Here is a 22,540-nt window from a genome sequence, read left to right as displayed (position 1 = left end):
CGGTCGAACAGCCGAGAGGATCACAAAATGGCAAAAGTCGCGTTCCTTGGCCTTGGTGTCATGGGCTATCCCATGGCCGGATTTCTGAAGGCCGCAGGTCATGACGTCACCGTCTACAACCGCACCACCGCCAAGGCTGAAGCCTGGGTGGCTCAGCATGGCGGTGCCATGGCAATTACTCCGAGAGATGCCGTCAAAGATGCAGAGTTTGTCATGGCCTGTGTCGGCAACGATGACGATCTGCGCATGGTCTGCACAGGCGAGAACGGCGCGTTTCATGGCATGTCGGATGGGGCCATCTTTGTTGATCACACAACGGTTTCCAAAGTTGTCACATTAGAGCTTTATGCGGCAGCAGCAGCGCAAGGGTGTGCCTTTGTCGACGCCCCGATCTCGGGTGGTCAGGCCGGGGCGGAAAACGGGGTCCTGTCGATCATGTGTGGCGGCGATCAGGATGCCTATGATGCAGCGGAACCCCTGATGCAGGTTTACTCAAAGATCTGCCGCCGTATCGGAGAGAGCGGCACGGGCCAGATGACCAAGATGTGCAATCAAATTGCCATCGCCGGTGTCGTACAGGGCCTCAGCGAAGCGCTGCATTTTGCGGAAAAGGCCGGCTTGGACGGGCGCTCTGTGGTCGAGGTGATCAGTCAGGGCGCGGCTGGAAGCTGGCAGATGGTGAACCGGCACGAGGCGATGCTGGACGATCACTTCGATTACGGCTTTGCTGTGGACTGGATGCGCAAGGATTTGGGGATTTGTCTGGATGAGGCCAATTCCAACGGGGCTTCTTTGCCTCTGACGGCTTTGGTCGACCAGTTTTATAAGGATGTGCAGAAACTTGGCGGCGGGCGCTGGGATACGTCGTCGCTGTTCAAACGCCTGCGCGCTTTGGATTGAGGGATCAGGGGGCTGTCTGCCCCCTCTTGGCCCGGTGGGCCAATTCACCCCCGAAGGTATTTTTAGCCAGATGAAAAGGATCCCGCGCGTGACGGGACGGAGAACGACATGAGCGAATTGGTGAAGTTCTGGGCGGATGCGCTGCGTCAGCATTGGGGGTTGGACGCACGGTTGACTCGGCTGGACGGTGAATATGACCTGAACTTTCTGGTGCAGGCCACCAATGGGCAGGATTATGTGCTGAAGGTTATGCGTGCGGGCTGTGAGGCGGATCTGGTGGATCTGCAGATACAGGCGCTGGCTCATATTGCGTCGGAAGCACCGGGTTTGCCTTTTCCCAAGGTGTTTCCCGATTTGAATGGCGCTCTTTTGCCCGAGATTGCCGATTCTGAGGCCCAGCCGAGGCTGGCCTGGTTGCTGGAATGCCTGCCGGGACAATGCTATGCGAAGGCGGCACCAAAATCCGAAGAACTGATCCTGAAACTGGGGCGCGTGTTGGGGGCAACTGACCGGGCCCTGGAAAGGTTCCAGCATGAGGGGTTGCATCGGGCCGGATTCAAATGGGACCTGATGCAGGCGGATTGGATTGCGGAAAAGCTGGGCGCGATTTCAGATCCTTCGCGGCGAGCCTTGCTAAAGGAAATCTGCGACGGGTTTGCCGCGATTTCCGGCACCCTTGCGGATCTGCCCAAGCAGGCCATTCACAATGATGCCAATGACTATAACATTCTGGTCGAAGGGGAGTTGAGCGAACGGCGGCGGATCTCGGGGCTGATTGATCTGGGTGACATGTGCGCGGCGCCGCGAGTCTGCGATCTGGCGATTGCCGGGGCCTATATCGTGTTGGACCATCCCAAGCCGGAACGGGCGTTGGCTGCGTTGGTGAAAGGGTATCACGCGGCCAACCGGCTGCGCGAGGATGAGGTGGATTTGATCTGGCCGTTGTTGCGGATGCGGCTTGCCGTGTCTGTTGTCAACTCGACCCTGATGGCCGCCGAGACCCCGGATGATCCTTATGTGACAATCTCTCAAGCGCCTGCATGGCGGTTTCTTGAGAACACCTCGGTCAATGGTGGCCTCATGTCGGCGCGTTTGCGGGCGGCTTGTGGATTGCCGGTGGTCGATGGGGCCGAACGGGTCCATGCCTATCTACAGGAGCATCGCGGTCAGTTCGCACAGATGTTCGATCAGGATCTGAGCGATGTGCCCATGGGCTCACTGTCGGTTGAAAACTGTGTCTGGCCGCAGAACCCGTTCCAAATGCCTTTGTCCGAGGCCGCGCGGGTTGGCGAAGAATATGGGCAAGATCTGTGGCTGGGCTATTACAACGAGCCCCGCCTGATCTATGCCGAACCGGGGTTCCGCAAGGGCCCGTGGAAAGCCTCGGACCGGCGGACGGTGCATTTGGCCGTGGATGTGTTTGCGCCTGCGGGCACGGTGCTGCATGCGCCGATGAGCGGACGAGTGGAAGTGGTTGAGAACCGCAACAGCCACCTCGACTATGGCGGGGTGATCATCCTGCATCACGAAACGCCCGAAGGTGATCCGTTCTACACGCTCTATGGTCATCTGGATCCAGAATGCTGTGACCGGCTGAAACCCGGCGATCCGGTGGCGCAGGGGGCAGCGTTTGCCCGACTGGGCGATGCCAGCCAGAATGGCGGATGGGCCCCTCATGTGCATTTCCAGTTGGCCCTGACAACAGTTGGCATGGAGGCGGACTGGCCCGGTGTTGGCGATCCTGACGAGATGGAGCTGTGGCATGCGGTCTGTCCGAACCCCGCCGCCTTGCTGAACCTGCCGGATGACAAAGTGTTTTACCAACCCACAGACAAGCAGGTGATCCAGCAAGGGCGACGCGATCATTTTGGTGGTAACCTGTCTCTGACCTATGACGATCCGGTCATGCTGGTACGTGGGTGGAAACACCACCTGTTCGACGAATGGGGCCGCCCTTATCTGGACGCCTATAACAACGTCCCGCATGTTGGTCATGCGCATCCGCGTATTCAGGCCGTGGCAGCGGACCAGCTGAGGCGGATGAATTCGAACACCCGCTATCTGCATCCAGCCCAGACCGCTTTTGCCGACAAAATCCTGTCAAAGCTGCCGGATCATTTCGAGGTCTGCTTTTTCGTCAATTCCGGAACCGAGGCCAATGAGCTCGCTCTGCGGCTGGCCCGTGCCCATACCGGAGCGAAAGGGATAGTGACACCGGATCATGGCTATCACGGGAATACAAACGCGGCCGTGGCGATCTCGGCTTACAAGTTCAACAAACCGGGTGGCGTCGGCAAAGCCGACTGGGTTGAACTGGTTGAGGTTGCGGATGACTACCGTGGTTCGTTCAAGCGCGACGATGCGGATCGGGCCCAGAAATTTGCCGATCTTGTAGATCCGGCAATCACGGCCTTGAACGAGCGCGGGCAAGGCGTCGCCGGGTTCATCGCCGAGACCTTCCCCTCGGTCGGAGGACAGATCATTCCACCCAAGGGCTATCTGCCTGCGGTTTATGAAAAAATCCGCGCCGCAGGTGGTGTCTGCATCGCCGATGAGGTGCAGACAGGTCTTGGTCGTCTGGGCGAGTACTACTTTGGTTTTGAACACCAGGTCGCGCTACCTGACATTGTTGTCATGGGCAAGCCGATCGGCAACGGGCACCCTCTGGGCGTGCTGGTAACGACCAAAGAAATCGCAGAAAGCTTCAACAACGGGATCGAGTTCTTTTCCACCTTCGGCGGCTCGACCCTGTCCTGCAGGATCGGCAAAGAGGTGCTGGACATCGTCGACGACGAAGCTCTGCAAGACAATGCCCACCTGATGGGAGACCGTCTGATGACCGGGTTGCGTCAGATCGAAAACGACTTTGGCTGTGTTGGCGACGTGCGGGGCTTGGGGCTGTTCCTTGGTGTGGAACTGATTAACCCTGACGGGTCAGAAGCAACCGAGATTTGCAGCTATGTCAAAAACCGGATGCGCGACCATCGTATTCTGATCGGTAGCGAAGGACCAAAGGACAACATCCTGAAGATCCGCCCGCCGCTGACCATTGAGGCCGAAGATGTGGACATGATCCTTTGGGCGTTGCGAGACGTGCTGTCAGAGGTGGGCGATTACACCCCTGCTTCGGTTTGCGATCACGATCATCATCATGCCGGATGTGGGTGCTGCTGAACAAAATAACCCCGGCGCAATGCCGGGGTTAAGCCGTCCTGAACCGGGGATCAGTGGAGAACGGCCGAGGGGGTATGGTGTCCCGTTGTCGGGATCCGGAACCCAGCCGTCATACGCCTGAGAGCCAGACCCAACTCTTCGGATAACGCGGCCAGTGCGGGCGCAAAATCCGGCCGCACAATTAATGACGCCATCATCATTGCGTCTTCACGCGCCCCTTCAGAGGCGGCTGAAATCATCTGAGCGAAACAGTTTTCGTCCGCGCCAAGACACGCACATCCCAACCCATGCCGGATCAAGGGACGACGACCGTAATTTGCGCAAAGTGAACACAGGCGATCCAGTGTTAGCATCGCGGCCTGCCCGCTCTCTGCCCCCAAAGCGATCTGAAAGTCACTGGCAGCATCGGCCCTTGCACCTTCACCCGCGCTCCACATGCGCAGATACATGACCGCCCCCGCCTCAACGAGGTCCAAGTCAGCAAGGCGACCTACCGCAGCGCCGCCGCGCGTTTTGCCAGCGCTCATTTCGTCAGGATCAGTTTGCCCGCGCGGGTAATGCGCAGGGTGTAGAGTTGGTCGCCTAATTCGATATGTGCCAGGTTGCCGCCTTTTGTCAGGTCTTCGGCCTTGTGCGCGGGAAGCATCGAGACAGCGTAACCTTGGGTTGGGGTCGGGTTCTGAACGTTCATCGGGACATCTCCAGAGCGTGTCGGCTTAGTGCCAATTCAGTTGCGTTTCATGTGATCTGGCTGACCCCGAATGGGCTGGCTTTCTGTTCCTGCGGCTTAATCTGATTATTTTAGTAAGGATTGTCAAGTGTCGTTTCACCACAAGTGATTGCGCCCGGAAAAAGGGCGGGTTACCTCTGTGGGCAGAGGGGAAAAGGCAGGAAAAACATGACCGCAACTGTTGTATTTGATCTGGATGGAACGCTGGTGGACAGCCTGGGTGATTTGGCTGCGGCGACAAACCGAATGCTGGATGACACCGGGCAGGATCCCCTGTCCTTCGAGATCATCAAGGGATTCGTTGGAAATGGTCTGCCCAAACTGGTCGAACGCGTGATCCGCCACTGCGGTCTGTCGATGGATCGTCACGCGGAATTGGCGCAATTGACTCTCAAGCACTATAACGCCGCCGCCAGTGAAACGACCGTTCCCTATCCCGGAGTTCCCGCCGCGTTGGAACGTTTGCAACAGATGGGCTGCGTTCTGGGCGTGTGCACCAACAAGCCCGAAGCCCCGGCGCGGCATGTGCTGGAGGCGTTGAACCTGTCGCAATTCTTCGACGTCGTGCTTGGTGGCGACAGTCTGCAGACACGGAAACCAGACCCCCAACATCTGTTTGCAAGCTTCGACGCCCTTAACGGCTCAGGTCCACGTATTTTTGTAGGAGACAGCGAGGTTGACGCTGAAACCGCTGTCAGGGCAAAAGTCCCGTTTCTTCTGTTCACGGAAGGATATCGAAAATCCCCCGTACAGGACATTCCGCATGATATTGCTTATGAGGCTGCTACCGACTTGCCCGCTCATGTGACAACACTGGCCACCAACTGAGCGCATTCGTTTTTCGAAAACGGCCGGCGTCTTCACGTCTCCAAAAAGTTAAGAGGGGCCGGCCGAGGGGGTGTGACCAGCCCCTCATCGGGGAAAGTAATTACCGTGTGTTTGTGTGGTAAGTACGGTAGGTCATGTTTACCCTTGATAGGCCCCGCGCGAAATTGGGGGTTTCCCGTAGTTGTGTAAAATTCCCTGAAAACCTGTCGAGAACGGCTGCAAAGCCATCTCGATTTATCCCTCTTCCCTTGCATTCATTCCGACCCGGCGCTCTGGTGGTATGAAAGGTAGAAATGAAGGACAAATCGGGCGAAAGGTAACCCATGGAAAAACCGGGCAGAAATCGCAAACTGTCGGCTTTGCCGGTTCTGCAAGGTGTCTTGCCTTTGGACCGATCACGCCTTCCTGCCGAGATGCTTGCAGGGCTTACATTCGCCTGCCTCGCGATACCCGAAGTTATGGGTTACACCAAAATTGCGGGTACGCCGGTCGTCACCGGGCTGTATACGATCCTGATTCCCATGGCCCTGTTCGCCCTATTCGGCTCATCACGGCACCTGGTGGTCGGGGCCGATTCGGCAACGGCAGCCATTACCGCCTCGGCCCTTGCGGGCATGGCGGTTACAGGCTCGTCCGAGTATTTGGCTTTGGCATCGCTTCTGGCATTGATGGCAGCCGTGTTTTTGATTGGCGCGCGGATCATCGGACTGGGATTCCTGGCCGATTTCCTGTCTCGTACCGTTCTTGTTGGTTTCCTGACCGGCGTAGGCATTCAGGTCGCCACGGGTGAAATACCCGGTCTATTGGGGATCGAGGCCACGGGGCACGGCACGCTTGCGCGACTGACCGATGTTTTCAACAATTTGGCTCAGGTCAGTTGGCCAACCGTTTGTGTATCGGCGGCCGTTCTTGGTATTGTGCTTGCCTGCACAATGTTGTCGCGAAAAGTACCAGGACCTTTGATCGCGATCGTGGGGGTGATCTTATGCAGTTGGGCCTTTTCCTTCGAAACGGTGGGAATTGCCCTGCTGGGAACAGTGCCCGGCGGCTTGCCATCGATCTCGATCCCCGAGGTGGATTGGAGTTGGACCCTGTTCAAACAACTCCTGCCCACTGCACTGTCCATCTTCGTTGTCATTCTGGCCCAAAGCGCTGCGACCTCGCGCGCGTACGCGGCCCGATATGACGAGAGGTTCAGCGAGAACACAGACCTGATCGGGCTTGGGCTTGCCAATTTCGGAGCGGCATTCACCGGCACATTTGTGGTCAACGGCAGCCCCACCAAAACCGAAATGGTCGCCAGCGCGGGTGGCCGTAGTCAGGTGACGCAACTGACCACGGTTGCCATAGTCCTGCTTGTGATCCTGTTTCTGACCAAACCGCTTGCCTATCTGCCGAATGCCGCCTTATCCGCTATCGTCTTCCTGATCGGGTTGAAACTGATCGATCTGCGTGGTCTGACAACGATTTACAAACAAGCCCGATCCGAGTTCTGGGTGGCCACTGCGACGGCAGCTGTGGTTGTCGTGGTCGGCGTGGAACAAGGCATCATCTTTGCAATGGTCCTGTCGCTGGTCGATCACACCCGCAGAGGGTATCACCCAAAGAACGCTGTGATTGTCAAAACCCAGTCCGGTGGCTGGCATTCAAAAGATCTGGCCCCGCCTAACCAGTTCGAGCCCGGCCTCGTGATCTATCGGTTTTCGCACGGCATGTATTACGCAAACACGCAGCGTTTTACCGATGAAGTCACCGCCATTGCGCAAGGCCCGGACGCCAAACCTGAATGGTTCTGCCTTGACGCGTCAGCCATAGATGAGGTCGATTTCACCGCCGGATACGCCTTGCGCAACATGGCCGGGGTCCTGAAGGAAAACGACATCCAGCTGGTATTCACGCTGGTTGAGCACGACGTAAAGGCCGAGTTGGATCGATATGGCGTGACCGACATTGTGGGAGAAACCGCGTTTTTCGACAGCGGCACCAGCCTTCTCGAAGCCTTTCACAAGCGTCAAAAGACGTAACGATGTTCACTTAGTGATAGTGTTTCGCCTTCGACATCTTTCCAATGCCGGGATTGAACGAGTTGGTTGGGTCGCAACATTTGTAATGCGCCGCCAGATCAGGTTTGGCCGGGTACAAATGGCCCACATTGTGCTCGGCCGGATATTCCGCACCGCGTTCGTCGAACAGCTTAAGCATCGCCGCCTTCAACGCCTTGGGGTCCGCGCCCTTTTTGACGATGTAGTCCTGATGCATGACGTGGCACATGAAGTGGCCATAGTAGAGTTTGTGCACCAGCTGGCTCTCGATTTCGGGCGGGAGTTTTTCAAGCCAGTCCTGATCGTTGCGGCGCAGCGCCACGTCCAACGCGATAATGTCTTCTACTTCCGAGTTATGCAGAGCCATGTAACGCACGGCGGCTCCGGCTGCTGCGAAGCGGTGCAAACCGGCAATCTTGGCCTCGCGGGCGTCGCATTCAAAAAATCCGGCGTCGCGGTCTTCCAAGAAATTCGGCAACCACGCAGCAGCCTCTGCTATACCGTCATCTTTCATCTTCAGGATCAGGTGATGTTCGTACTTGTCACGGAACTCAACCACCCGCTTGGGCAGAACACGTGGCCATAGCGCCACGGCCATTTGCATGAAACGGTCGGTGAAATTATCTAGTAACGGGATCCGCCGAAGACGTGCATCGACCGCGCCTTTCATCGCAAAGAAGAACGGCAAGCGATCCGTACCCAGTTTGTCGATCATCACAACCGTGTCCTTGCCGTATTTGGCAGTGATGTCGAACACCTCACGCTGCATATATTCGGCCGAAACAGGAAGGGACTTGAACCTGGACAGGATATGACGGCGCAAAGCGGCCAGATCATCGGGGTTGTTTGTTCCGATATAGAACACTTTTTCCGCGTCATTTTTCTTGAAGGTATCAAGACGTACGGCAAAGACCGCCAGTTTACCGGCAGAGCCAGCGGATTCGAACAATTTGGCCTTGTCTGCGTTGAAGCGCGCAGGCGTTTCTGCGTCCACATCCCGCACGATCTGCGCATAATCGCTGGCTGAGGCGCGCTTGTTTGTGGCACCGGGGTTGCGGTCGAACATGCCAGCGTCGAGGCTTGCCAGGATTTCCTCGGGCGTATCGCCCAAATCAATGCCCAGATGGTTGACCAGTTCCAGCTCGCCCTGCTCGGATATCCGGGCGTACACGGACAGTTCGGTGTAAACCGGCCCACGCTCGACCAAAGACCCGCCCGAGTTATTGCAGACCCCACCCACAATCGATGCACCGATGCACGAGGATCCGATCACTGAATGCGGCTCGCGCCCCAACGGAGCCAGCAGTTTTTCCAACGCGAAAAGGGTGGCACCGGGAAAGCTGACGATTTGCTCGCCATTGTTCAACGGGACCAGTGTATCCATCCGGCGGGTGTTGATCAGAACGACATCGCGGTCATAGCTGCCCGACGGTGTCGAGCCTTCGGTCAAGCCGGTATTGGCCGCCTGCATGATGACAATCTTGTCCGAGGCAACGCAGGCTTGCAGGATTTTCCACTGTTCCAGCAGGGTACCGGGCTGAATGATACATAGCGCCTCACCTTCGCCCGAGCGGAAGCCACGCCGAAACCGCTCGGTCGCGCGTTCGCCAGTCAAGACGTGGCGTGATCCGACGATAGAACGGAAGTGCTTGATCAACTCGTCATTGGTCATCTCGGCCCCCAATTTGGGTTCAGGCGTTGCGGAAACGGATATTCTCGCGGCTCAACTGGTCGACGCTGGTGACGCCCATCAGTTTCATGTCGCGCTCAATCTCGGCCCGCATCAGGCCAAGCGCGCGCTCGACACCCGCCTGCCCGGCGGCGGCCAACGGGTAGAGATAGTGCCGCCCGACACCCACGGCCTTGGCCCCAATCGACAGCGCCTTCAGCACATGGGTACCGCGTTGGATGCCGCTGTCCATCATCACATCCAGCTTGTCGCCGACGGCATCGACGATCTCAGCCAGTTGGTCAAAGGGCGTGCGTGAGCCGTCCAACTGGCGACCACCGTGGTTCGACAGGATGATGCCGGTGCATCCGATCTCAGCCGCGCGTTTAGCATCTTCGACGGTCATGATGCCCTTAAGGCAGAACTGACCGTCCCAGTCGCGCACCATCTGTGCCACGTCATCCCAGTTCATCGACGGGTCGAGCATGTCGGTAAAGTAGCCGCCGATCGAGCTGGCGCCGCCACCCATATCCACGTGTTCTTCCAGTTGCGGCAGGCGGAATTTCTCGTGTGTGACGTAGTTGATCCCCCACATCGGCTTGATCGCGAACTGGATCATTCCGCCTAGCGTCAGCCGGAACGGGATCGAGAACCCTGTGCGCAAGTCACGCTCACGATTGCCTCCGGTGATGCTGTCGACGGTCAGCATCATGACCTCGACACCCGCCTCTTTCGCGCGCTGCATCATGGCGGCGTTCAGGCCCCGATCCTTGTGGAAATAGAACTGATAGACCTGCGGGTTCTTATGCTTTTTCCGAAGCTCCTCCAGCGACACGGTCCCCAGCGAAGAAACACCAAACATCGTCCCGTATTTCTCAGCCGCCGCCGCGACAGCGCGTTCGCCCTGATGGTGGAACAGGCGCTGCAAGGCAGTGGGCGAGCAATAGACGGGCATGTCCAGCTTTTGCCCCATCACCGTGACCGACATATCCACGTCTGACACTCCGCGCAGGACCGACGGCAACAGATCACACCGGTCAAACGCATTGGTGTTTTCCCGATACGTCACCTCATCATCCGCGCCACCATCGATGTAGTTGAAGATGGGGCCCGGCAGCCGCTGCTTGGCCAGCCGCCGGAAATCGTGGAAGTTATGACATTGGCTCAGACGCATCGGGCAGGCTCCTTAGTAAGCGACCGAGGGCAACCAGGTGGCGAGCGTCGGCCAGAGGAAGACTAACGCCAGACCGGTCAGCTGCAAAAGCACAAAGGGGATGATGCCTTTGTAGATGTGGGTCAGCTTGATCTCGGGCGGGCAGACGCCTTTCAGGTAGAACAGGGCGAAGCCAACCGGCGGGGTCAGGAAGCTGGTTTGCAGCGTTACCGCGACCAGGATCACGAACCACACCAACGCCGGTTCATCCAGTACGCCAAAGCCGGGGATGTCGATGCCCAACCCGTTCACGATGGGGCGCATCAGAGGCAACACGATCAGCGTGATCTCGATCCAGTCCAGAACGAAGCCCAGCAAGAACACGATGAACAGGATGAACAGGATCGTCCCGTTGGCTCCGAAACCGGTGGATTGCACCACATGTTCGATCAACTCGTCCCCGCCCAATTCACGCAGGACGTAGGAGAATACGGTCGCGCCAAGGAAGATCGCGAAGATGTACGCAGTGGTGTTGAAAGTCGACACCAGCACGTTCCACAGCTTGGCGAAAGTCAGCTTACGATAGCCCAGCGCCAGCAGTGTCGCGCCCAGCGCACCGATGCCCGAGGCTTCGGTCGGCGTGGTCAGACCCGCAAAGATCGAACCTAGCACGGCGAGGATCAGCATCAGCGTCGGGATGACGGCGATCAGAACGTCCTTGACAGCGGCCCAGTCGGGGGCTTTCGCACCTTCAGGCACAGGGGCTGCGTCACGTTTGATCAAGGCTAGTAGGAAGATATAGGTCAGGTACAGTCCACCGATGATCACGCCGGGGAAAACAGCCGCCATGAACAGATCCCCGACAGACAGGGCCATCTGATCGGCCATGATCACCAGCATGATCGAGGGTGGGATCAGGATACCCAGCGTACCGGACGCTGAAACCACGCCAGCAGCCAACGTCGGTTGATACTTCTGCTGCATCATCGACGGCAACGACAGCACGCCCAACAGAACCACCGAGGCTCCGATAATGCCTGTAGAGGCCGCCAGAATGATCCCAATCAGAGTCACGGTGATCGCCAGACCTCCGCGCACGGTGCCGAACAGGCGCTGCATCGAGGACATCAGACGCTCGGCCACACCGGATTCGTCCAGCATCAGGCCCATGAAGATGAACATCGGCAGGGCGACCAGAACCGCGTTGGACATGGTGGCATAGACCCGGTTCACCACAGCACCCAGGGTCAGGTAATCAAGCCCTGTAAAGGTGCTCTCAAGACCCGTCCACAGCATAAGATCGTTGTCGAACAGGTAAGCCAGACCGCAATAGGCCACACCGACACCCGCCAGCACCCATGCCACCGGATAGCCAGTGAACAGCAGCGCAATGAAGGTCAGGAACATCGCGATGACCAGCTTTTCCTCGGTCGTTTCGACAAGGAAGGTCAGGCCGACGCAGACGGCAGCAAACACGGCCAGAACCAGTAGGATACGACGCAGCGGCGCGCCTTCCCGTTCCGAGGCCGGCCCGTAAAGCAGCGCGTGCCCATCGTGGATCAACCGTGCGAGTGCAGCCAGTGCGAGCAGGATGAAACTGATCGGAATGACAGCCTTGAACGCCCAGCGCGCAGGCAGACCAGTTGGGCTGTCCGAGCGTTCATTGACGCGGAAGCTTTCGTAGAAATAGTCATACCCCTGGTCGACCATCAAATAGATGAAAGGGGTCAACAGAGTCAGGATGCCGATCACTTCGATGATCCGCTGCGCCCGGCGGGACAGCTGCATATGCAGGACGTCAACGCGGACATGGCTGTCGGTGATCAAGGCATATGAGATGCCGATCATCGTGACGACGCCGTAGAAATGCCACTGGATCTCGTCCAGCTTGGGATAGTTCTGGCTGAACAGGTAGCGCAGCGAAACCTGGCTGAAGATCGCGGCCATCAGCAGGATATTCGCCCACATGACCACATGTCCCACCGCCTTGACGCCCGTGTCGATGGCGACGGCGATCTTCTGACGGTCGGTATCTGGATGTTCCAGGATGCCTTCATAGGCTTCGACCGGATCATTTGTATATTTTTCGTTGGCCATGGTCATTCCTCGCTCAGCACCCCGGCGCGCGGGACGGTGAAGGGTTAGAAATTCCGTTTTTGGGAGAGTTCGGAGCGGCGGACTCCGCCGCCCCGGTTACGTCAGTTAGGGAGAGTTTACTGACGTGGGAGGAACGCGTTGGTCTTCCAGAGGTTATAGCCGTCGCGGAATTCGTTCATGTCCGCCAGGACTTGGGCAAAGAAAGCATCGTTTGCGGCTTCTTCAGCGGCAACCTCATCCCAGGTGGCACGGAAGGTGTCCAGCATCTCGGGCGACCACTGTTTGATGGTGACACCGTTGTTTTCAACGTTGTCGATTAGCGCAGCATGCTGGATCGCTTCACCTTCGGCAAAGCTGTCTGCCATCGACGCCTTGCAGGCGCTTTCGATGATCGCCTTGTGCTGGTCGCTGGTTTCATTCCAGACGTCTTTGTTGATCAGCAGTTCGAAAACAGTCGCCTGCTGGTGCCAGCCGGGGAAATAGTTGAACTTGACCAGTTTATGGAAGCCCAGGCGCGCATCAATGGCGGGCATCGAAAATTCAGTCGCGTCAATCGCGCCTTTTTCCAGCGCGGGGAATATCTCACCACCCGGCAGCAGCGACGTTGCAACACCCAGCTTCTGCATGACTTTGCCGCCCAGACCAAAGAAACGCATCTTCAGACCGTTCAGGTCTTCGGGCGAATTGATCTCGGTCGCGAACCAACCCGAGGTTTCGGGTGCGATGATCGCGCAAGGCAGAACTTTTACGTTGTAACCGGCCTGATCATACATTTCCTGATACAGGGTCATGCCGTTGCCGTAATAGAGCCACGCCATGTATTCACCCGCTTCGGGGCCGAAAGGCACAGCCGAAAACAGCGGCGCAGCCGGGATTTTACCGGCCCAATATCCAGCTGTGGTGTAGCCCGAGTTGATCTTGCCAGTGGATACCGCGTCCAAAATCTCGAACGGCGGAACCAGCTTGCCCGGCTCGTACACTTTCATCTTCAGCGTGCCGCCCGACATCACGTCAAGCTGTTCTGCAACACGCGGGATCGGCGAGCCCAAGCCCGGCAATTCGGTCGAGAACGCAATCGGCGTTTTCAACAGCAGTTTGTCTGCGGCAACCGCAGGCGCGGCCATAATGCTGGCCGCCACGGCCAAGCTCGTCAGGGTCTTCTTCATGAGATCTCCTCCAGGGTTGGTCGGGGTTTCGGCCCGATCATTGGCGCAGGCTCTTCCAGCGCCGCTCCGGTGGTAAACTAACTTTACCATGACGATCCAGTCAACAATTTTGTTTACCACTGGATATCAAGCTGCTTTCACTTACAGCGTGTCCGCGCGGTTCCTCAGCGCGTTGCGGTTTTGGTTCAGATTTGAAAATCCTGCAATTTCCCCAATCAATTCTGGCAATTATGCCTAAGAATCCAGCGAACCGTGTTTTCTTGAAATTTACCGCGATATGGTTATATTTATTTACCAGTAATATGATCTTCGCATTTCATATGAGGCAAAACCCATGAGCACCAAGGCGATTTTTGAACCGGTCGGACACGAATCGCTGGCTGACGCTGTTGTCTCACAAATCGAAGATCTGATCGCATCGGGCATTCTTAAACAGGGGCGCAAGCTGCCTTCCGAGCGTGATCTGGCAGAGATGCTGCGCGTGTCGCGCCCGAAACTGCGCGAAGCGCTGGCCGCGCTGGAAGAGCGCGGCTTGGTGACCACTCAGCACGGAGAAGGTACATTTGTGGCTGCCCTGACAGGGCAGGCGATGCTACCGGCTTTGCTCTCACTTTATGAACGGCACGAGCCCGCGTTTTTTGACTATCTTGAATACCGTCGCGAGCAAGAAGGGTTTGCCGCCCGCCTGGCCGCCCGACGCGCGACCAAGGCGGACAAGGAACGAATTGCCGAGATTCTGGCCGAAAACCAACGCGCCTGGGAAGAAAATGATGCCGTGGCCTCGCGCGAGGCAGATTTCGCGCTGCATTCAGCCATTGTTGATGCCAGCCAGAATGCAACTCTTATCCATATGATGGCGTCCATCTATGAATTGACCAAGCAAGGCGTCTTCTACAACCGCAGCTTTTTGAAGTCGATTGACGGGTCTGGCAAGAAATTGCTGGAACAGCATCTTGAATTGGGTCAGGCCGTGATCGACAGCGATGAAGAGCGTGCGGAACAGGCTGCGTTTGCACACATCGATTTCGTTGAAGATTCCTTCAAACTGGGAATCGAACAGCAACGCCGCGAAGCCATGGCTGAAAAGCGTCGGATATTGTCGCGCTGATGATTTGTGGGCGGTCAGCCCGTCACGTCCAATGCGCCCAACATGCCGGTTTCCTTAACCGCCTCCATCGCCACAAAGGTGGATGTGCTCGCCACATGTGGCAGAGACGAAATCTTTTCTGCCAGCACCGCGCGGTATTCTGACATGGATCCGGTTCGAACCTTCAAAAGATAGTCGAAGTTTGACGCAATCATATGGGCCTGCTCGACTTCTGCGATCCGGCGAACGGCGGCATTGAACTCGGCCAGTGCCTTTTCTCGCGTGTCTGTCATACGCACCTCGACAAAGGCCACGTGATCCAGACCCAATCTGATCGGGTCAAGCATTGCCCGATACCCTTTTATCACGCCACTCGCCTCGAGCCGCTTTAGCCGCGCTTGCGTCGGTGATTTCGACAAACCGATCTCGCGCGCAAGATCAGCAACCGAAACACGGCCATCCTCAGCCAAAATTTTCAGAATCGACCGGTCGAAGCGGTCCAGATCAGGGAAGTTCATTTACACTGCCTTTCACCGTAAATTCGGAACACTCGCCTGTTGATAGGTCAAACTCAGTCCGTTGTCCCGTTTCATCCGACTTATATTATCACAAAGACCGGAGGACCCATGTCACACAGCCTGCGTACACTCATTGACACCCCAACCTATGCCGATCAGTCGGCTGTTCTTGATACCCTGATCACTCAGGCCAACCTGACAAACACAGATCGCAACGCCATCTGTGCTGCTGCCGCGCAGCTGGTTCGCGACATCCGGTCCAGCACCTCACCCGGCTTGATGGAGGTATTTTTGGCCGAATATGGCCTGTCCACCGACGAAGGCATCGCCCTAATGTGTCTGGCCGAAGCACTGCTGCGCGTACCCGATGCCGATACGATCGATGCGTTGATCGAAGATAAGATCGCGCCATCCGATTGGGGCAAACATCTGGGGCAATCCTCATCATCGCTGGTGAACGCATCGACCTGGGCGCTGATGCTGACCGGCAAGGTGCTGGACGAAGGCCAGGCCTCTCCGGTCGGTGCGCTGCGCGGTGCAATCAAGCGCTTGGGCGAGCCCGTGATCCGTACCGCCGTGGCGCGTGCGATGAAAGAAATGGGGCGGCAATTCGTTTTGGGTGAAACCATTCAGTCCGCCATGAAACGTGCGCGGGGGATGGAGGATAACGGCTATACCTATTCCTATGACATGCTGGGCGAAGCCGCACGCACCGAGGCGGACGCCGCGCGCTATCACCTGTCCTATTCGCGCGCCATTTCGGCCATTGCCGAGGCCTGCATCCATGACGACATCCGCGCCAATCCCGGCATCTCGGTCAAGCTGTCCGCCCTGCATCCTCGCTATGAGCTGGCGCAGGAGCAGCGTGTCATGGACGAGTTGGTCCCGCGCCTGCGGGCTCTGGCATTGCTGGCCAAAGCCGCTGGCATGGGTCTGAACGTCGATGCCGAAGAGGCAGACCGCCTTTCGCTATCGCTGCAAGTCATAGAGGCAGTCATGTCTGATCCAGCCCTCGCCGGGTGGCACGGGTTCGGTATCGTGGTGCAGGCCTACGGGCCGCGCGCCGGTCTGGTTCTCGATACGCTTTACGATATGGCGCAGCGCCACGACCGCAAGCTGATGGTGCGTCTGGTCAAAGGCGCCTATTGGGACACAGAAATCAAACGTGCGCAGGTCGAAGGGGTGGATGGGTTTCCGGTCTTCACCCACAAGGCGGCAACCGATGTTTCCTACATCGCCAATGCCCGCAAACTGCTGAACATGACCGACCGGATCTATCCGCAATTTGCGACCCACAACGCCCATACGGTCAGCGCCATCCTGCATATGGCCGACGATCAACCTTACGAGTTCCAGCGCCTGCATGGTATGGGCGAGACTCTGCATCAGATCGTGATGGGCAAGCAGAACACCCGGTGCCGCATCTATGCGCCGGTCGGGGCGCATCGCGACTTGCTGGCCTATCTGGTACGACGCCTGCTGGAAAACGGGGCAAACTCTTCTTTCGTGAACCAGATCGTCGATGAAAACGTGCCGCCGGAAGAGGTCGCCGCAGACCCGTTTATCACCGTACAGACGCCGCCGCCCGCCCTACCGACAGGGCCCGAGCTGTTTCAACCAGAGCGCCCCAATTCCAAAGGGTTTGATCTGCACCACACGCCCACTCTGGATCGGATCGAAGCAGCGCGGGATGGGTTCCGTGCGCATCATTGGTTTGCTCAACCTTTGTTGGCCGACAAGGCCAAGCCAGAGGCCGAAGAACCTGTTACCAACCCGGCCAATCCGCAGGACCGGCCCGGGTCCGTTGCGCCAGCCAGCGCGGCGGATGCAGAGCTGGCCCTGGCCTCGGCCAACCCCTGGGACGCACCGGCTGCTGAGCGTTCGCGCGTTCTGAACGCTGCTGCCGATCTTTATGAAGCGAACTATGGCGAGCTTTTCGCGCTTCTTGCTCGCGAAGCCGGGAAATCCCTGCCTGACGCGGTGGCGGAACTTCGCGAGGCGGTGGACTTCCTGCGGTATTACGCAGCCAATATTCCTGCGGCCAAGTCTGCCGGAATCTTTACCTGCATCAGCCCCTGGAACTTCCCTCTGGCCATTTTCTCAGGGCAGATCGCAGCGGCGCTGGCCACCGGAAACGCGGTTTTGGCCAAACCTGCGCCTCAGACGCCATTGGTTGCACATCGCGCCATTCAGCTGATGCATGAGGCAGGCGTGCCGCGCGATGCGTTGCAATTGCTGCCAGGCGGGCCTGCCGTGGGCGCGTCGCTGACGTCAGACGAACGCGTCTCGGGCGTGGCTTTCACGGGGTCTACGGCCACCGCGCTCAAAATCAGGGCCGCAATGGCCGGGAACATGCGCCCCGGCACGCCGCTGATCGCGGAAACCGGCGGCCTGAACGCTATGATCGTCGATAGCACCGCCCTGCCCGAACAGGCCGTGCAGTCGATCATTGAAAGTGCCTTCCAGTCGGCGGGCCAACGTTGTTCGGCCCTGCGGTGTCTGTATCTGCAGGAAGACATCGCCGACGACGTTCTGATCATGCTCAAAGGCGCAATGGACGCGCTGAGCATTGGAGATCCCTGGCTCATCTCAACCGATTGCGGCCCGGTCATCGACGAACAGGCCCGTCAAGGCATCGCAGATCACGTGGCCAAGGCGCGCGGCGAAGGGCGGGTTCTGAAAGAGCTTCCGCTGCCGCCCGAAGGCACTTTTGTTGCCCCAACACTGATCGAGGTTTCTGGCATTGCCGCGCTGGAACGCGAGATTTTTGGCCCCGTACTGCACGTGGCCCGGTTCAAGGCGCAGGACATTGACAAGGTCATCGCCGATATAAACGCCACTGGATATGGCCTGACCTTTGGCCTACATACGCGCATCGACGACCGGGTCCAGCATGTGACCGAGGCGATCCATGCCGGCAACATTTATGTGAACCGCAACCAGATTGGGGCCATCGTCGGTTCGCAACCCTTTGGTGGCGAAGGTCTGTCGGGCACCGGCCCCAAGGCGGGCGGGCCGAACTACATGGCCCGCTTCCGCGCGCCGGATCGTCAAAATACGGCGGATACTTGGAGCACCGTGGCAGACCTGCCAGCCCCTCAAGGGCAACCAGCGCCAGTCAAAACCCAATCCTTGCCCGGTCCAACCGGAGAATCGAACCGCCTGAGTGAATACCCTCGCCCGCCATTGCTGTGTATGGGGCCCGGAGAGACTGCCGCAGCTTTGCAGGCTGAGACTGTTCAGGCGCTGGGTGGCACGGCCATTCAGGCGACCGGGATGCTGGACCTGCACAGGTTGGAAAACCTGACCGGCATCTCAGGTGTACTGTGGTGGGGGGATGACGAGACCGCCCGGCAGATTGAGCAGCATCTGGCGCGCCGCGACGGCCCGATTCTGCCCCTGATCCCCGGCAAGCCTGACCGTGCGCGGGTTCTGGGTGAGCGTCATGTCTGCGTCGACACGACAGCAGCGGGCGGAAACGCTGCGTTGTTGGGAGGTGCGGCATAAGCTTGCCTTGACGCTGGGCGCGTAAAAGCCCAGCGTCTCACCATGTTTCCGATCCGTGACCATAACCCTTCGGGGCGCACGCCTTATGTTGTCTATGCTCTGATGGCGGCCAACATCCTGATCTTCCTCAGCTATGTGGGGATCATGGATGACGGGCCGCGGATCGGCAGGCTGTTCTTCGACTACGCCATCATCCCGGCGCGGGTCAGCGATGGGTTCGGGCTGGAAACACTGGTGACGTCCATGTTCCTGCACGGCGGCTGGATGCATCTGGCCGGAAACATGCTTTTCCTTTGGATTTTCGGTGACAACCTGGAAGACGAGATGGGACACCTGCCCTTCTTGCTGTTCTATCTGGCAGCCGGGATTGGCGCTGGCCTCATTCACATCATCATCGGGCCGGACTCTCAGGTGCCGACCGTCGGCGCCTCGGGCGCAATTGCAGGTGTGATGGGTGGGTATCTGTTGCTGTTCCCGAAAGCGCGGGTGGATATCCTGCTGATCCTGATTGTCTATTTCAGGGTCTTCACAATTCCGGCCTTCATCATGCTGGGGGTCTGGCTGGCGATTCAGTTCTTTGGCAGCGTCACCAGCAACCCCGACGAAGGCGGCATTGCCTATTGGGCCCATACCGGAGGGTTTGCTGTGGGCCTGATCCTGTGCATACCGCTTTGGCTGCGGCGCGGAGGGGTGCAGTTTTGGGACCGCACCCATGGCCACCCGCCCCACCCGGAAGCGAAATACAAGCTTTCGCAGTCACGTATTCCACGTGTTCCGCGCAAGTAACCTGAGAACTGTTTAGCCCCGGATAACCTTAGAGAACTGATCAAAGATCGGTTCGTTAGAACAGATCACTTCACCGTCCTCCAGCACATTGCCTTCGGGGTTCAGTGCCTGCACGAAGCCGCCTGCCTCTTTCACGATGATGATACCGGCCGCAAGATCCCAGGCGTTCAGGCGGCGTTCCCAGAAACCTTCGTACCGGCCAGCGGCGACATACGCCATATCAAGCGCAGCGGCACCCCAGCGGCGTACACCAGCGCAAGCGGGCATGAGACGTGCCAGATCCTGCAGAGTCGCTGGCAGGTCCGAACGACCGCCAAAAGGCAGGCCAGTCGCAAAGACCGATTCAATCATGCGGTGACGGCCTGACACGCGAATACGCATATCATTCATCCATGCGCCCTCGCCTTTTTCCGCAAAGAACATCTCGTCCTTGGCGGCGTCATAGATCACACCGGCAACAATCTTACCCTTGTGTTCCAGCGCGATCGAGATCGCCCAATGCGGCAGGCCGTGCAGAAAGTTGGTGGTGCCATCCAGCGGATCGACGATCCAACGACGGGTCGGGTCTTCGCCGTCAATGGCGCCACCCTCTTCGGCCAACCACCCATAGGTAGGGCGTGCGCCCAGCAACTCTTCTTTCAGGATGGCCTCGGCGGCGATATCAGCTTTGGAAACGAAGTCCCCCGCGCCTTTCATCGACACCTGCAAATTCTCGACTTCACGGAAATCTTTGACCAAAGAACGCCCCGCTTTGCGCGCGGCTTTGATCATGATGTTGAGATTTGCACTGCCAACCATTGTCAAAAGGCTCCTGTCCGGTCAAACCGCGCGTATACTGCCGCAATGCGCCATTGCCAAGAGGAATGATACGCATAACGGACCCGCAGGAAACGCCGTTACTGGGATTGCAGCTTGCGGGCTTCTTCCCGGGCCAGTTTCACCAGTTCCTGCACATAAGGTTTCTCAAGATCCTCCGACCGGATCGCAGCGTACAGGCGTCGCGTGATCCCTTCTTTCGTCAGGGGCCGGGTCACGTAGTCCGAATTGTACTTGACCTCGCGCACGACCCAATCCGGCAAGACTGAAATCCCCCGGTTAGACGCGACCAAAAGCAGAATAACAGCGGTCAACTCGACCTGCCGGATCGCGGCGGGTTCAACCCGAGCAGGGATCAGCAACTGGCTGAACACATCCAGACGCGTACGCTCCACCGGATACGTGATCAGGGTTTGACCGCGAAAATCCTCTGCCTCGATATATTCTTTCTCGGCCAGTGGATGGGTCGAGGCGGCCACAAAGACGGCGTTGTAGTCGAACAGCTCCACAAACTCGACACCCGGCAGGTCTTCGGGGTCGGACGACACTACTAGATCAACCTCTTCTTTCTGCAAGGCCGGAAGGGCATCAAAGGCCAGGCCGGGGCGGATATCCACATCGACATCGCCCCAGGACTTCCTGAAAGCCTCAAGTACCGGGAAAAGCCATTCGAAACAGGCATGGCATTCGATTGCGATATGCATCCGCCCGGTACGCCCATCCCGCAGCGAAGAAAATTCATGCTGAGCAGCCTCGACCTGCGGTAGGATCTGTTCCGCAAGTCGCAGCAAACGCAATCCGGCGGCCGACAGTTTCATGGGCTTGGAGCGACGCAGAAAAAGCTCGACCCCCGCCTGATCCTCTAATCCTTTGATCTGGTGGCTTAACGCAGACTGAGTGATGTTCAACTGGTCTGCTGCACGCGCCAGCCCGCCGCATTCGTGGATCGCTTTGATGGTACGCAGGTGCCGGAATTCAATGTGCATTTCGAACAGCATTCATGTTGTTGTTGAATAATATGAGTTTGTCTCACATTGCCTGCCATGGCACAAGAGGCTCAGTTGATCCAGCGAGGCCGTTATGTCCAAACCTGAAATTTCCTTTGAGTTCTTTCCGCCCAAAACTCTGGAAGCCTCATTCCGTCTTTGGGACACGGTTCAGACTTTGGCCCCCCTGGACCCTCGCTTCGTGTCCGTTACCTATGGCGCTGGTGGCACAACGCGCGAGCTGACACGTGACGCAGTTTCGACCCTTCATAAGTCGTCGGGCCTGAACGTCGCTGCACATTTGACCTGCGTCGATGCCTCACGGCAGGAAACGTTGGAGATCGCCGACACATTCGCACGCACCGGTGTGCAAGACATCGTTGCCCTGCGCGGCGACCCGCCAAAGGGTCAGGACAAGTTCGTACCGCACCCCGACGGGTTCGCCAGCTCGGTCGAGCTGATTGAAGCGCTGGCCGAAACCGAGATGTTCAGTATTCGCGTCGGTGCCTATCCTGACAAACACCCCGAAGCTGCCGATTTGGCTGCGGATGTGGATTGGCTAAAGGCCAAGCTTGACGCGGGCGCGGACGAAGCCCTGACGCAGTTCTTCTTCGAGGCAGAAACCTTTTTCCGGTTCCGTGACGCCTGCGCCAAAGCGGGCATCGACAAGCCGATTGTGCCCGGCATTCTGCCGATCGAGAACTGGGCAGGTGCCCGCAATTTCGCCAAGCGCTGCGGCACACATATTCCAGTCTGGGTGGAACAGGCTTTCGAAAAGGCAGTACGCGACGGACGCGAGGATCTGCTGGCAACCGCGATCTGCACCGAGCTGTGTTCAGATCTGATCGAAGGCGGCGTGGACAAGCTGCATTTCTACACACTGAACCGCCCGGAATTGACCCGTGATGTGTGCTTTGCGCTTGGCATCACACCGCGCGTTGAACTGGAAAACGTCGCCTAAGTCGGAAAAACTCAACGATTCGCTCGGGTTAGGCTCACCTCGGGCGACTTTCGTTCTATTTTGTGTGAACTGTTTCACACTCATATTCGCAAAATTGCAGTTTTACAGGACAATTGAATC

Annotated in this window: 16 protein-coding genes and 1 pseudogene; 8 read left to right on the top strand and 9 right to left on the bottom strand. The window is 58.0% G+C overall.

Features of this window, described 5'->3' with window-relative positions; translation table 11 throughout:
- Positions 1-15: 15 nt before the first annotated feature.
- Positions 16-900 (top strand): annotated as a pseudogene (locus tag ACR3EH_RS14535) (NAD(P)-dependent oxidoreductase); the annotation flags it as partial.
- Between the two features lie 108 nt (positions 901-1,008).
- Positions 1,009-4,074, top strand: coding sequence for an aminotransferase class III-fold pyridoxal phosphate-dependent enzyme (locus ACR3EH_RS14530; RefSeq protein ID WP_171675659.1), 3,066 nt, complete (start codon positions 1,009-1,011; stop codon positions 4,072-4,074).
- A gap of 50 nt (positions 4,075-4,124) precedes the next feature.
- On the opposite strand, the gene ACR3EH_RS14525 is transcribed toward ACR3EH_RS14530, so the two are convergent.
- Together ACR3EH_RS14525 and hemP are read right to left on the bottom strand one after the other, a co-directional pair.
- A complete protein-coding gene (locus ACR3EH_RS14525; protein WP_171186309.1) occupies positions 4,125-4,601 on the bottom strand; it encodes a hypothetical protein in 477 nt (158 codons plus the stop codon).
- Complete coding sequence (gene hemP, locus ACR3EH_RS14520; RefSeq protein WP_083445319.1) at positions 4,598-4,765, bottom strand: hemin uptake protein HemP; 168 nt, start codon at positions 4,763-4,765, stop codon at positions 4,598-4,600. The genes ACR3EH_RS14525 and hemP overlap by 4 nt, the downstream gene beginning before the upstream one ends.
- A gap of 207 nt (positions 4,766-4,972) precedes the next feature.
- Here hemP and gph point away from each other — a divergent pair, with 207 nt between their 5' ends.
- Together gph and ACR3EH_RS14510 are read left to right on the top strand one after the other, a co-directional pair.
- Positions 4,973-5,632, top strand: coding sequence for a phosphoglycolate phosphatase (gene gph / locus ACR3EH_RS14515; protein WP_171186311.1), 660 nt, complete (start codon positions 4,973-4,975; stop codon positions 5,630-5,632).
- 323 nt (positions 5,633-5,955) lie between these two features.
- Positions 5,956-7,656, top strand: a complete 1,701-nt coding sequence (locus ACR3EH_RS14510; RefSeq protein WP_171675657.1) for a SulP family inorganic anion transporter — start codon at positions 5,956-5,958, stop codon at positions 7,654-7,656.
- A gap of 10 nt (positions 7,657-7,666) precedes the next feature.
- Here ACR3EH_RS14510 and dld read toward each other — a convergent pair whose 3' ends face one another.
- From dld to ACR3EH_RS14490, 4 genes are all read right to left on the bottom strand, one after another.
- On the bottom strand, positions 7,667-9,346 hold the full coding sequence (gene dld / locus ACR3EH_RS14505) for a D-lactate dehydrogenase (protein ID WP_171186315.1): 1,680 nt from the start codon (positions 9,344-9,346) through the stop codon (positions 7,667-7,669).
- 19 nt (positions 9,347-9,365) lie between these two features.
- Entirely contained in the window at positions 9,366-10,517 is a 1,152-nt protein-coding gene (locus ACR3EH_RS14500; RefSeq protein WP_171091562.1) for an alpha-hydroxy acid oxidase, read from the bottom strand.
- 12 nt (positions 10,518-10,529) lie between these two features.
- Positions 10,530-12,593: a TRAP transporter large permease subunit gene (locus tag ACR3EH_RS14495; RefSeq protein WP_171186319.1), complete on the bottom strand. Its 2,064-nt coding sequence runs from the start codon at positions 12,591-12,593 to the stop codon at positions 10,530-10,532.
- A gap of 116 nt (positions 12,594-12,709) precedes the next feature.
- Positions 12,710-13,759, bottom strand: coding sequence for a TRAP transporter substrate-binding protein (locus tag ACR3EH_RS14490; protein ID WP_171176032.1), 1,050 nt, complete (start codon positions 13,757-13,759; stop codon positions 12,710-12,712).
- Positions 13,760-14,093: 334 nt separating this feature from the next.
- Here ACR3EH_RS14490 and ACR3EH_RS14485 point away from each other — a divergent pair, with 334 nt between their 5' ends.
- Entirely contained in the window at positions 14,094-14,867 is a 774-nt protein-coding gene (locus ACR3EH_RS14485; RefSeq protein WP_171186321.1) for a FadR/GntR family transcriptional regulator, read from the top strand.
- A 14-nt stretch (positions 14,868-14,881) separates the two neighbouring features.
- Here the strand turns inward: ACR3EH_RS14485 and ACR3EH_RS14480 are convergent, their stop codons facing one another.
- Positions 14,882-15,364 (bottom strand): Lrp/AsnC family transcriptional regulator, encoded by a 483-nt coding sequence (locus ACR3EH_RS14480; protein WP_171647808.1) that lies wholly within the window; start codon positions 15,362-15,364, stop codon positions 14,882-14,884.
- 108 nt (positions 15,365-15,472) lie between these two features.
- On the opposite strand from ACR3EH_RS14480, the gene putA reads away from it, so the two are divergent.
- Together putA and ACR3EH_RS14470 are read left to right on the top strand one after the other, a co-directional pair.
- Positions 15,473-18,871: a bifunctional proline dehydrogenase/L-glutamate gamma-semialdehyde dehydrogenase PutA gene (gene putA, locus ACR3EH_RS14475; RefSeq protein WP_171675655.1), complete on the top strand. Its 3,399-nt coding sequence runs from the start codon at positions 15,473-15,475 to the stop codon at positions 18,869-18,871.
- Positions 18,872-18,913: 42 nt separating this feature from the next.
- Entirely contained in the window at positions 18,914-19,657 is a 744-nt protein-coding gene (locus ACR3EH_RS14470) for a rhomboid family intramembrane serine protease (protein ID WP_171186326.1), read from the top strand.
- A gap of 12 nt (positions 19,658-19,669) precedes the next feature.
- On the opposite strand, the gene ACR3EH_RS14465 is transcribed toward ACR3EH_RS14470, so the two are convergent.
- Positions 19,670-20,455, bottom strand: a complete 786-nt coding sequence (locus tag ACR3EH_RS14465) for an inositol monophosphatase family protein (protein WP_171186328.1) — start codon at positions 20,453-20,455, stop codon at positions 19,670-19,672.
- A gap of 98 nt (positions 20,456-20,553) precedes the next feature.
- The gene (locus ACR3EH_RS14460) at positions 20,554-21,459 is read right to left on the bottom strand and encodes a LysR family transcriptional regulator (protein ID WP_171091577.1); all 906 of its coding nucleotides are present in this window, start codon (positions 21,457-21,459) and stop codon (positions 20,554-20,556) included.
- 94 nt (positions 21,460-21,553) lie between these two features.
- On the opposite strand from ACR3EH_RS14460, the gene metF reads away from it, so the two are divergent.
- Positions 21,554-22,420, top strand: coding sequence for a methylenetetrahydrofolate reductase [NAD(P)H] (gene metF, locus ACR3EH_RS14455; protein WP_171186331.1), 867 nt, complete (start codon positions 21,554-21,556; stop codon positions 22,418-22,420).
- Positions 22,421-22,540 lie beyond the last annotated feature (120 nt).

Source organism: Ruegeria sp. BG7, assembly GCF_056535685.1.
Note: the sequence above shows the minus strand (reverse complement) of the source record. Positions and strands in the feature narration are given on the sequence as shown.